Raw genomic sequence first — 12,030 nt, forward strand, 5'->3', positions numbered from 1 at the left:
GGGGAGGATTTTCCGTCCCTAAGCCGCCGCGTCGCGCGCCCGGGCCAAGGGGTCGTAATTCAGGATCGGCGACAGCCAGCGCTCGGCCGTCTCCATGTCCCAGCCCTTGCGGCGGGCGTAGTCCTCGACCTGATCGGCGTCGATCTTGCCGACGCCGAAATAGTGCGCCTGCGGATGGCTGAAGAAGAGGCCCGACACCGCCGCGCCGGGAGTCATGGCGTAGCTCTCGGTCAACTGCAGGCCGGTAGCCGCCTCGGCGTCGAGCAGCTTGAACAGCGTGCCCTTTTCGGTGTGGTCGGGCTGGGCCGGATAGCCGGGCGCGGGGCGGATACCCTGGTACTTCTCGGCGATCAGGCGCTCGACATCGGCGTCCTCGTCGGCGGCATAACCCCACAGCTCGACGCGGGCCTTGTGGTGCAGCCACTCGGCGAAGGCTTCGGCCAAACGATCGGCCAGGGCCGAGGCCATGATGGCGTTGTAGTCGTCGCCGGCCGCCTTGAACTTGGCGACGATCTCGTCCTCGCCATGGCCGGCGGTGACGGCGAAGCCGCCGACATAGTCCGCCCCCTGCCCGATCGGCGCGACGAAGTCCGACAGCGCGACATTGGCCTTGGCCTCCCCGCTCTTGTCGGCGCCCTTGTCCATCTGCTGACGCAGGGTGTGCAGGCGCGAGAACTCGGCCACGCGGGTCTCATCGGTGTAGAGCACGATGTCGTCGCCCTGGGCCTGGGCCGGCCAGAAGCCGATCACGCCCTTGGCCCCGAACCACTTCTCGGCGACCACCTTGTCCAGCATGGCGCGGGCATCGCGGTAGAGGTCGGTCGCGGCCTGGCCGACCACGTCGTCCTCCAGGATCTGCGGGAAGCGGCCGATCAGCTCCCAGCTGGCGAAGAACGGCGACCAGTCGATGAACGGCACCAGCTCGGCCAGCGACGGCTCGAAGGTCCGCGTGCCGATGAAGGCGGGCTTGGGCGGCGTGTAGCCCTTCCAGTCGATGGCGAAGGCGCGCTTGCGGGCCTCTTGAATCGAGGCGCGAGCCTTGGTCGTCTGGCCGCGCGCGTACTGCTCGCGGACCTTGACGTATTCGGCGCGGGTCTCGGCGATGATCCGGTCACGCTCGCCCGGCGACAGCAGGCCCGAGACCACGCCCACAGCGCGGCTGGCGTCAACGACATAGGTCGTCGGGCCCCGGCGATAGGCCGGCTCGATCTTGACCGCCGTGTGGGTGCGGCTGGTGGTGGCGCCGCCGATCAGCAGCGGGATGTCAAAGCCCTGGCGCTCCATCTCGGCGGCCACGAACACCATCTCGTCCAGCGAGGGGGTGATCAGGCCCGACAGGCCGATCATGTCGACCTTGTGCTTGCGGGCTTCGTCGAGGATGCGGTCGGCGGGCACCATGACGCCCAGGTCCACGACCTCATAGTTGTTACACTGCAGCACGACGCCGACGATGTTCTTGCCGATGTCGTGGACGTCGCCCTTGACGGTCGCCATCAGCACCTTGCCTGCGGCCTGTCGAACCTGGCCTTCCTTCTCGGCCTCCATGAACGGCATCAGCCAGGCCACGGCCTGCTTCATGACGCGGGCCGACTTCACGACCTGGGGCAGGAACATCTTGCCCGCGCCGAACAGGTCGCCGACGACGTTCATGCCGTCCATCAGCGGGCCTTCGATCACGTGCAGCGGACGCTCGGCGGCCAGGCGCGCTTCTTCGGTGTCGGCCTCGATGAACTCGGTGACGCCATTGACCAGGGCGTGGGTGATCCGCTCGCCGACCGTGCCTTCGCGCCAGGCCAGATTGACCTGCTGGGCCTGGCCCTTCTCGCCCTTGTAGCGGGGGGCCATATCGACCAGACGCTCGGTGTTGGTCATCACCGGATCGCGTTGCGGGCGATTGAGGATCACGTCCTCGACGGCCTCGCGCAGCACCGGGTCGAGGACGTCATAGACCGGCAGGTCGCCGGCGTTGACGATGCCCATGTCCATGCCGGCGTTGATGGCGTGATAAAGGAACACCGAGTGGATCGCCCGGCGCACCGGCTCATTGCCGCGGAAGCTGAACGAGACGTTCGACACCCCGCCCGACACCCGCGCATAGGGCAGCATCTGCTTGATGCGCCGCGTGGCCTCGATGAAGTCGACGGCGTAGTTGTCGTGCTCCTCGATCCCCGTCGCCACGGCGAAAATGTTGGGGTCGAAGATGATGTCCTCGGGCGGGAAGCCGACCTTGTCGACTAGGGTGTTATAGGCCCGCTCGCAGATCTCGACCTTGCGCGCCTCGGTGTCGGCCTGGCCGACCTCGTCGAAGGCCATGACCACCACGGCCGCGCCATAGCGCAGGCAAAGCTTGGCCTGCTCGAGGAACTTCTCCTCGCCTTCCTTCATCGAGATCGAATTGACGATCGCCTTGCCCTGGACGCACTTCAGGCCCGCCTCGATCACCTCCCACTTGGAGCTGTCGATCATCACCGGCACCCGGGCGATGTCGGGCTCGGCGGCCATCAGGTTCAGGAAGGTGACCATGGCCTGCTGGCTGTCCAGCAGGCCCTCGTCCATGTTGACGTCGATGACCTGAGCGCCGGCCTCGACCTGCTGGCGCGCGACCGACAGCGCCTCGGGATAGTTCCCCTCGACGATCAGCTTCTTGAACTTGGCCGAGCCGGTGACGTTGGTGCGCTCACCGATGTTGACGAAGACGGGGCGCATTTCAGGATCCAGCAGCAGTCATCCCTTCTCCCCTTGCGGGAGAAGGTGGCCCGCGAAGCGGGTCGGATGAGGGGTTGAAGAACATCGCCGCCGCGAGACAGCGGTTGAAGGGCCGGCTAGACCCCTCATCCGTCGCCTTCGGCGACACCTTCTCCCACATGGGGAGAAGGAGAATTGAAGTTAGAGACACTAAGCCAACTCGAACGGTTCGAGGCCCGCCAGGCGCATGGCCTTGGGGCGCTCGGGGATCTGGCGGGGCTTCACGCCGCGCACTTCATCGGCGACGTGGCGGATGTGGTCCGGCGTCGTGCCGCAGCAGCCGCCCAGGATGTTGACGAGACCGTCCTTGGCCCACTCGTGCAGGGCGTGGCCGGTCTCGTGCGGCTCCTCGTCGTACTGACCCATGGCGTTGGGAAGGCCAGCGTTCGGATAGGCCGCGACCAGGGTGTCGGCGACGCGGGCCATCTCGGCGATGTGCGGACGCATCAAATCAGCGCCCAGAGCGCAATTGAAGCCCACCGCGAACGGCTTGGCGTGCTTGACGCTGTTCCAGAACGCTTCGGCCGTCTGGCCCGACAGGGTGCGTCCCGAGCGGTCGGTGATGGTGCCGCTGATCCAGATCGGCAGCTCTTCATGGCCCTCGTCGCGCCAGTCCAGGATCGCCTTGATCGCGGCCTTGCAGTTCAGGGTGTCGGTGATCGTCTCGATCAGGAAGAGATCGACCCCGCCCTGGTACAGCGCATCCACCTGCTGGCGATAGGCCGCGTAGACCTGGTCGAAGGTCACCTTGCGCGCCCCCGGATCGTTCACGTCCGACGACATCGACAACATGACGTTCAGCGGCCCCATCGAGCCGGCGATGAACTTCGGGCTCGCCGGGTTCTGAGCGTTCCAGCGGTCGGCGACCGAGCGGCCGATCTTGGCGCCTTCCAGGTTGATGTCCCAGACGTCCTGTTCGCCCAGGTGATAGTCGGCCTGGGCGATCGTGGTGCCCGAGAAGGTGTTGGTCTCGGAGATATCGGCGCCGGCAGAGAAATAGGCGTCGTGCAGCTCGGCCACGAGATCGGGCCGGGTCAGGCACAGGATGTCGTTGTTGCCCTTCATCTGACCGTTGTAGGCGGCGAAGCGCTCGGCGCGGTAGTCGGCCTCGGTCAGGCCCTTCTTCTGGAACATCACGCCCCAGGAGCCGTCGAGGATCAGGATCTTCTCTTTCGCGGCGGCCTTAAGCGCGGCGACGCGATTAGCGCGGATGGATAGGTCGGTCATTGCTTGGCTCCAGCGCCCTGCTGGCGCGCCAGCTCCTTGTTGAAGGCGGCCTCGTAGCCGTCGACGAAGCGGCCAAGTTCGGTCGGATCGACGAAGGCGTTCGGGTCGCCGCGCAGCTGCTTCTGGCGCTTGGCCAGGAGGCCGCCCTGCTCCTCGTGACTGGGCAGCACGACGTCGGTCGGGATGGCCCGCATCTTCACGAAGCTCGTGCGATAGTCGGCGACGATCGTCCGGTGGGTCTTGTTGCTCACCAGCACATTACCGGCCACCGACAGCGAGCACGGGAAGGTCACGTTCAGCGGCCGCCCCTTCTCGACCACCGCCGTGGTCCAGGTGGTGCAGCCGATCGTGTGGCCAGGCGTCAGGTGGGCGACCAGAGCGGTCTCACCCAGCTTCAGCTTCTGGCCGTCGCCGAAAGCCCGGTCGACCTTGACCGCTGGCATCGGCGTGGGGCCGTTCTCGTTATCGCCGATATGGTGGCCCTGCTCGATCGCCGGCTCGTCGCCGCGCGAAATCCACAGCTTGGCGGCCGGGATGTCGGCCTTCAATTGAGCCAGACCGCCAGCGTGGTCGAAGTGGGCGTGGGTGTTGATCAGGAACTTCACGTCGGTCAGCTGAAAGCCCAGCGTGGCGATGTTGCGCTCGATCTGCTTGCCGGTCTCGGCGTTGGGGCCGCCATCCAGAATGACGTGACCCTCGGACGAGGTGATCAGCCAGGACGAGATGCCTTCCGTCCCGACGTAATAGATGTTGCCGACCACGCGGTAGGGCTTGGTCGGCTTGGTCCAATTGGCCGGCATGTCGGCGTGGGCGGCGGGGGCGAAGGCGAAGAACAGCGCCGCCAGCGCAGCCAGAGCGCGCCCTCCGACACGATGCTTCGCATCGCGCCACCTCCCCCGTTTCACGGGTGAGGAAGAAGACACCGCCTCCTCACTCGCCAAGCGGGAGAGTTGGATCGGCGCGGATACGCGACGAGACGGAGGGGGCGCTAGCGGCGTCATGCGGCGACCTCGGAAGCAGAGGGCGGAACTTCGCGCAGGCCCAGCACGCGGCAGATGGCATAGACTAGGTCCGCGCGGTTCAGGGTGTAGAAGTGGAAGTCCTCGAAGCCCTGCTCCTGAAGCTTGGCGCACATCTCGGTGGCGACCGAGCAGGCGATCAGGCGGCGGGTCTCGGCGTCGTTCTCCAACCCGTCGAACAGGTTGGCCAGCCAGCCCGGAATTGTGGTCTGGCAAGCGGCGGCCATCTTCTTGAGGCCGGCGAAGTTCGTCACCGGCATGATGCCCGGCACGATCGGGATGGTGATCCCGGCGGCGCGGACCTTGTCGACGTAGCGCAGGAAGGCGTCGAGATCGAAGAAGAACTGGCTGATGCCCAGCGTCGCGCCGGCGTCCACCTTCTGCTTCAAGACGTCGATGTCGTGCTCAAGCGACGGGCTCTCGGGGTGCTTTTCCGGGTAGACCCCGACCAGCACCTCGAACGGCGCCACGCCCCGGATGGCCTTGGTCAGCTCGGTGGCGTTGGCGTAGCCATCCTCGCGCGGGACATAGACGCCGCCGATGCCGCCCTCGCCAGGCGGCGGATCGCCGCGCAGCGAGACGATGTGGCGAACGCCCGTCTCCCAATAGTCGCGGATCACCTCGTCGACCTCGGCGCGTGAAGCCCCGACGCAGGTCAGGTGGGCGGCGGGCTTGAGGCTGGTCTCGTCCAGGATGCGCTTGACCGTCCGGTGCGTGCGCTCGCGCGTCGAGCCGCCGGCGCCATAGGTGACCGACACAAACGCAGGATCCAGCGGCGCCAGGCGGGTGATCGCCTGCCACAGGCTCTCTTCCATCTGCGGCGTCTTGGGCGGGAAGAACTCGAACGAGACGCGGGGGCGACCTGTCCGCTCGCCGGCGCGGGCGACGGGACCAATCACGCGGCGGGTGGGCGGAAGGGTCATGCGGCGGTCCTTTCGGCGGCGACACTCAAGGGACGACGCGCGGTCCAGATTTTCACGGTCAGGCCCTCGCCCGTGGAGGGCGGCAGGGCGATGTTGCTTTCTAGCTGAAGGCCACCGGCGCGCAGCCACGGGACGATCTCGCTGTCGTCAAAGCCCAGGCGGCGATGCTGGTGCACCTCGCGCAGAAACTCGTGGTCGTGCGGCGCGAAGTCGGCGATCAGTAAGAGGCCGCCGGGGGCGACCAGCCGCGCGGCCTCGGCCACGGCGTTGGCGGGATCGGACAGATAGTGCAGCACCTGGTGGACGGTCACGAGATCGGCGCAGCCGCCCGGCAGGCCGGTCCGGAAGATGTCGCCGTGGCGCAGCTCACAGCTGGCCAGCCCTGCCTTGGCCACCTCGTCGCGGGCGATGTTCAGCATCTGCTGTGACAGATCCAGGCCCAGGGCGTTGCTGGCGCGCTTGCCCAGCAGGGTCAGCATGCGGCCGGCCCCCGCGCCCAGGTCGACCATCTCGTCAAACGGCCCCTCCCCGGTCGCGCGCAGAATCGCGGCCTCGACCTCGGCCTCGTCGACATAGAGCGAGCGGATCTCGTTCCAGCGCGCGGCGTTGCGGGCGAAATAGGCCTGAGCATCGGTCGAGCGCTCGGCGCGGACGGTGGCCAGCTTGTCGGCGTCTAACTGGATGACGGGATCGGCGTCGTCGATCAGGTCCAGCGCCTGCTCGACAAGGAACCGCCCCGCCGACTTGGCGGCCAGGCGATAGAACACCCAGGCCCCGTCGGGAAAGCGCTCGACAAGGCCGGCTTCGGCCAGCAGCTTCAGGTGCCGCGATACGCGCGGCTGGCTTTGATCGAGGATGCGGCACAGCTCCAGCACCGACAGCTCCTCGGCCGCCAGCAAGACCAAAAGCCGCAAGCGCGTGGACTCGCCGGCGGCGCGCAACACTTCTACGACCTGTTCGGCGGTAAGCTTCATAGGGACATAAAGATATCTTTATGTCCGTTTTGGCAAGAGGAAATTATGCCTCAGGGTCGCCCTTGGCGGGCTCCCAGAGCTCGATTTTCACCCCGGCCGGGTCCATCAGCCAGGCGAACCGTCCATAGCCCTCGTCCTGCCGCCCTAGAGGCTCGACGCCCTCGGCGGCGGCCCGAGCAAGAACCCCATCCATATCATCGACGAGGAAATTGATCATGAACGACGCGGCGGACGGCGCGAAATAGTCGGTGTCGGCGGCGAACGGCGACCAGGTCGCCTGGCTCCCCTTGGGCGCCTCGAACACCGCCCCGCCCCAGTCGTGAACCTCGAACCCCAGCACCCGAGCGTACCAGCCGCGCACGGCCTTGGGGTCCTGCGCCTTGAAGAAGACCCCGCCCAGTCCCAGAACCTTGGCCATCGCTCGCCGCTCCCGCTTCAATCGTTCCTAGGCCGACACCGGCGTCGCCAGGGGCTCGCCGTGGAAGTAGCGCCGCAGGTTCTCCAGGGTCAGGTTGACCATGGCCGGGATGCTGTCCAGCGTCGCGCCGGCGGTGTGGGGCGTCAGTACGACGTGGGGGACGCCCTCCCAGCGCGCGGCCGGGGTCGGCTCGTGCTCGAAGACGTCCAGCGCCGCCATGCCCAGAGCGCCGGACTTCAGCGCCGCGATCAGGGCGTCCTCGTCGATCAGCGAGCCGCGCGCGACATTGACAATCAGCCCCTGAGTGCCGACCGCCTCGATCACCGCCCGGTTGATCAGGTGGCGGTTCTCGGCATCGGGCCGGGCGCAGACAACGAGCACGTCGCTGTCGCGGGCCAGGGCCATCAGACTGTCGGCGCGACGGTAGTCGCTGTCCTTGGCCCGGGGCCCCCACCAGGCGATCTTCATCTCGAAGGCCGACAGCCGGCGGGCGACGGCCTCGCCGATATGGCCAAGACCGACGATCCCCGCCTTTCGGCCGCGCAGGCCGTGACGCGGCGCCATGCGTTCGGCATGGTTCCAGTGGCCGGCGCGCACCCGCTGGTCGCCCTCGACGATCCCGCGCCAGGCGGCCAGGACAAGGCCCACCGCGTGGTCGGCGACGTCGGCGGCGTTCAGGCCGGTCGAGTGGGTCACGGCGATGCCGTGCGCCTTGCACCAGGGCACGTCCACGCCGTCGTAGCCGACGCTGACACAGGCGATCAAACCAAGCTGCGGCATCTCCGAGAGCATGTCCGGCCCCAGCGCCATCTCGCCCGCGTGGACGATCGCCCTCACGCGAAGACCTGGCCCCTCCAGGAAGGCTAGCCGATCCGGGTAGTCCCAAAGGCGGTACACCGTGTAGGCGCCCTCAAGCAGCGGCTGCAGCGGCATGAGCATCTCGTGCGACAGCAAGACGTGGGGCTTGTCGATCGGCTTTCCGCTGTCGGGCATCGTTTCCTCCTTCAGGCGAGCCGGGAGCACTGCTGACTTCCAGGCGTCGAGGCACAGCTAAGCAGCCCGCAGCGCCCTCGCCAGGGAAACCGGATCACGAGGGGGTGACAAGCCCGATCTCGGCGCTTTGCTTTTGTGGTCAGGCTGCGAACGCGCCCACTTTCAAGCCTTCTCGACGACTGGCCCGCTCGCGGCTCGCCGGAAGCTCTCTAGACGATCAACCAATCGCCCAAGGTCTGGCTGGTGACGCCCACCAAGATCAGCTGGTCGCCGTTCCCCAGATCAATGACGGCGTCCCCTGACGAGAACGACAGCGTGTAGGTCTGGCCGGCGTCCAGAAGCACGCGGTCGCCTTGGGCGCTTAGGAAGTCCGTGACGCGATCGACCCCGGCGCCGCTGAAGAAATAGAAGCGGTCGGCCCCGGCTCCGCCAGTGATGGTGTCCGAACCTCTGTCGCCGGCCAGCCAGTCATCGCCGTCACCGCCAGCGACGGTGTCATTGCCCTGGCCGCCGCGCACGATGTCCGACCCTACGCCGCCATCGACAGTGTCGTCGCCGAGGTTGCCGTAGACGATATCAGAGCCACTCTCTCCATAGAGCAGGTCATTGTCTTTTCCGCCGACGACCCAGTCATCGCCCTGGCCGCCATAGGCGGTGTCCGCGCCGACGTTGCCGTTGATCTGGTCGAAATCAGCGCCGCCCTCGATGTAGTCGGCGCCGTCGCCGCCCGACAGCGTGTCCAAGCCCGCTCCGCCGTAGAGCCTGTCTTGGCCCTCCGCACCGTATAGCGCGTCGCTTCCGGCGTTTCCCTGCAGGACGTTGGCCGCAGCGTTGCCCTGGATGACGTCCGAGAGGCTGCCTCCGATCGCGTTCTCGATCGTCACGCCCTGGGCTATGGCGACGTTGTAGGTGTAGCCGCCAATGCTGGAGAAGCCGCCGGCCGTCAGGTCGATCGTCTGATTTCGCGCATAACCCGAGAAGTCGAAGGTGTCGTTTCCGCCCGCGTCCCACACCGCAAAAACGGGAACCTTGCTGGCCGTGGCCACAAACCAGTCACGCTCGGCCGTGGCGTTGAACCCATAGATGGTGTCACCGGTGCGGGTTGTCATGTTGGCGCCGTACAGGCGCTGGGCCGCGGCGATGTCGTCAAGCATGGGCCCGGCCGCGTAGGTCGAACCGTGGGAGGCCCCGGTGTTCGCCGCCGAGAAGTAGCTCATCACCGTGTACTGGTACGAATCCTCGAAATACACGGCGCTCGAGGCATAGGAGGGAGCGGTCGTATCCGAGGCGTCATAATCGGCCGGATGCGACAGACCGATGGCGTGGCCGATCTCATGAACCAGGGTCTTGACCCCATAGTTCCCGAGGACGGGGCTGGTGTTGTAGCCCAGCGTGCTATTGACCCAGACGTCGCCCGACAGGGAGCTGGCGCTGCGGCTCCCCGGATAATAGGCGAACGCCGCGCCATCTGAGTCAGCGCTTGGCGAGTAGTTGCTGAAAAGCATTGTGGCGCTGTCGGAATAGGCCGCCTCGCCGCTGGTCCCGCTTCCGACGCGCGAGAAGGTGATGTTGGCAACGTCCGACCAAGATAACAGGGCCTTTTCGGTGGCGGCGATCTGGGCCGCGTTGAAGCGCGAGAAGCTCTCGGCATCTGAAGGCAGGGTGCTGGGCGCGGTCGAGCGGAACCCGTAGGTGATGGTCGCCGCCGTTCCCAGGCTCCCGCCCCAGCCGCTCGACTCCCGCGTCAATTGCGCTGCGGCCTGACTGGTCGTGTAGGAGGTCTTGCCGTTCGCCTCGACGCCGCCCCTGTCAGCCAGCGAAGTAATATCGCTCAGCGGCGCGTCTTGGGCCATGGCGCAACTCCGTTACACGATCGACCGACGGAACGATCCTATGCGCAACAATGCAACGACAAGTATGCCTGCGAAACGATTAACTGTCGCGCCGCGACATTAGATCGCGAGCCAGTCGCCCAACGTCTGGCTGGTCGCTCCGACAAGGATCATCTGGTCGCCGTTGCCAAGGTCGATCACCACCCCTTCGGTAGAATAGGTGAGCGTGTAGGTCTGACCGGGATCCAGCTGGACCCGGTCGCCGGCCGCGCTGGAGAAATCAGTCACCCGGTCGATCGCCGCCCCTGCAAAGAAATAGAAGGTATCGGCTCCCGCGCCGCCCGTGACGGTGTCGTTGCCGCGATCACCGGCCATCCAGTCGTTGCCAGCCCCACCGTCGACGATATCGTCGCCCTGCCCGCCGCGCACCCAATCGGCGCCGTCGCCGCCATAGCAGGTGTCATTGCCGAGATTGCCGTAGACGACATCCTCCCCGGCGTCGCCGTAGAGCAGGTCCTGGTCCTTGCCGCCCACGACCCAGTCGCCGCCTTCGCCGCCATAGGCGAGGTCGTCACCCATATTTCCGTTGATCTGGTCGAAACCATCGCCGCCGCGGATGGTGTCATTGCCTTCGTCGCCGGCCACGATGTCGTCACCCGCGCCGGCGTCGATCGAGTCTTCACCGGTGCCGCCAAAAATTTGATCTTGACCCTCCCCCCCAGGACGAGGTCGCCGCCGGTGTCGCCGGTCAGGCGGTCGTCGCCTTGGCCACCGTACAGGCTGTCGGAACCGACGCCCCCATCCAGGGTGTCTGCGCCGTTGTCTCCGCTAAGGACGTCCCGCCCGATTCCGCCGCGAATGTCGTCGTCGCGCGCGCCGCCCGTAGCACTGTCGTCACCAGCGCCCATATCGACATGGCCAAACACAGCGCCGACGGACAATCGAACGACGTCATTGCCGTCGCCCATCAGCACATTGCCGCGAATTACGCCTGAGTTGACGAGGGTGTCCGCCCCGGTCCCGAGCGAGACCGAGCCGTTCAATGTATTGTTGTTGAGCACATACTCAACGGTCTGTTGAGGCGGGGAATAGCCGCCATCGCCAACCAGGATCGCATAGGTCCCGGTGATTATGCCGTTGTTGATAATGTTTGGCGTCGATACCTGGGAGCTGAGCCCCTGGACCGTCAGACCAATGCTCGTTCCGCCACCCGTGGAGGTAGCGGTAATAGTGCCATCGTTAGTGAAGCTGCCGTATTCGAACCGATCAATGTATATGCCGGTGGCCGCCCCTGACGCCACTGCGGAAATAACGCCGTCATTGGTCACACGCCCGCCATTGACGAAGTGCAGCCCCTCTGCGCGGCTACCGCCGACCGCTTCGACATGCCCATGATTTTCAAACGCTTGGCCCGTCGACCAAGTATAGAGACCATAGGCAGCATCACCCTGGGCGTATACTTTGCCAGTATTGACTATACCAGCACTCCACTGCGGAGAGTAGAATGCGTAGGAAGTACCCGAGGATTCAGCTGATACAAGGCCTTGATTGTTAATAGTGCCGCTGGAAACGTAGGAATTGATCGCGACGGCACTTTGCCCGCCGCTGGCGCTGATCATTCCGTAGTTCAAGAATTCAATCTGGCCACCAAATGAATAAAAGTAAAATACGGAAGATCCGTCTTTCGTCGCGTATACTTCATCCTTCTCGACGATAAAATTCGACGAAATGGTGATTGTCATGCGAACGCCTCACTCTGGTAAACGACAAAATCACATGCACCCGAAGATACTATTGGGCGACCAAGCGCCGAACAACTTGCTCGCCGACAACTTCGCGCTCTAGAAAAGCTAGACCTCGCGACGCCCCCAAGCGACGACGCCTAGGAAACAATCCGGC

10 protein-coding genes and 2 pseudogenes are annotated in these 12,030 nt (G+C 65.7%); all 12 read right to left on the reverse strand.

All coding sequences use genetic code 11. The annotated features are described in order from the left end of the window. Nucleotides 1-18: 18 nt before the first annotated feature. The gene (gene metH, locus CSW59_RS02715; RefSeq protein WP_099442579.1) at nucleotides 19-2,718 is read right to left on the reverse strand and encodes a methionine synthase; all 2,700 of its coding nucleotides are present in this window, start codon (nucleotides 2,716-2,718) and stop codon (nucleotides 19-21) included. After that, a complete protein-coding gene (locus tag CSW59_RS02720; protein WP_143754939.1) occupies nucleotides 2,708-2,866 on the reverse strand; it encodes a hypothetical protein in 159 nt (52 codons plus the stop codon). Before CSW59_RS02720 ends, metH begins: the two co-directional genes overlap by 11 nt. 29 nt (nucleotides 2,867-2,895) lie before the next feature. Next, complete coding sequence (locus CSW59_RS02725; RefSeq protein ID WP_099442581.1) at nucleotides 2,896-3,972, reverse strand: homocysteine S-methyltransferase family protein; 1,077 nt, start codon at nucleotides 3,970-3,972, stop codon at nucleotides 2,896-2,898. Then, nucleotides 3,969-4,877 carry a CAU/MBL1b family subclass B3 metallo-beta-lactamase gene (gene blaCAU / locus CSW59_RS02730; RefSeq protein ID WP_369825734.1) on the reverse strand — a complete coding sequence of 303 codons (909 nt, stop codon included), beginning with the start codon at nucleotides 4,875-4,877 and terminating at the stop codon, nucleotides 3,969-3,971. The genes CSW59_RS02725 and blaCAU overlap by 4 nt, the downstream gene beginning before the upstream one ends. 92 nt (nucleotides 4,878-4,969) lie before the next feature. Next, on the reverse strand, nucleotides 4,970-5,914 hold the full coding sequence (gene metF, locus CSW59_RS02735) for a methylenetetrahydrofolate reductase [NAD(P)H] (RefSeq protein WP_099442582.1): 945 nt from the start codon (nucleotides 5,912-5,914) through the stop codon (nucleotides 4,970-4,972). Next, nucleotides 5,911-6,888 carry a metalloregulator ArsR/SmtB family transcription factor gene (locus CSW59_RS02740; RefSeq protein ID WP_099442583.1) on the reverse strand — a complete coding sequence of 326 codons (978 nt, stop codon included), beginning with the start codon at nucleotides 6,886-6,888 and terminating at the stop codon, nucleotides 5,911-5,913. The genes metF and CSW59_RS02740 overlap by 4 nt, the downstream gene beginning before the upstream one ends. Nucleotides 6,889-6,931: 43 nt before the next feature. Then, nucleotides 6,932-7,306: a VOC family protein gene (locus CSW59_RS02745; protein ID WP_099442584.1), complete on the reverse strand. Its 375-nt coding sequence runs from the start codon at nucleotides 7,304-7,306 to the stop codon at nucleotides 6,932-6,934. A 27-nt stretch (nucleotides 7,307-7,333) separates the two neighbouring features. Then, a complete protein-coding gene (locus CSW59_RS02750) occupies nucleotides 7,334-8,299 on the reverse strand; it encodes a 2-hydroxyacid dehydrogenase (protein WP_099442585.1) in 966 nt (321 codons plus the stop codon). 209 nt (nucleotides 8,300-8,508) lie between these two features. After that, nucleotides 8,509-10,152, reverse strand: coding sequence for a M10 family metallopeptidase C-terminal domain-containing protein (locus CSW59_RS21110; protein ID WP_099442586.1), 1,644 nt, complete (start codon nucleotides 10,150-10,152; stop codon nucleotides 8,509-8,511). Between the two features lie 99 nt (nucleotides 10,153-10,251). Next, nucleotides 10,252-10,776: a calcium-binding protein gene (locus CSW59_RS21115; RefSeq protein ID WP_099442587.1), complete on the reverse strand. Its 525-nt coding sequence runs from the start codon at nucleotides 10,774-10,776 to the stop codon at nucleotides 10,252-10,254. Continuing rightward, nucleotides 10,759-10,839, reverse strand: a pseudogene (locus tag CSW59_RS21590) (hypothetical protein); the annotation flags it as partial. The gene CSW59_RS21115 and the pseudogene CSW59_RS21590, both read right to left, overlap by 18 nt. Before the next feature lie 65 nt (nucleotides 10,840-10,904). Further along, nucleotides 10,905-11,873 (reverse strand): annotated as a pseudogene (locus CSW59_RS21730) (calcium-binding protein); the annotation flags it as partial. Nucleotides 11,874-12,030 lie beyond the last annotated feature (157 nt).

The sequence above is a fragment of the Caulobacter sp. BP25 genome (genome assembly GCF_002737755.1).
In the GTDB taxonomy this organism is placed as follows: Bacteria; Pseudomonadota; Alphaproteobacteria; order Caulobacterales; family Caulobacteraceae; genus Caulobacter.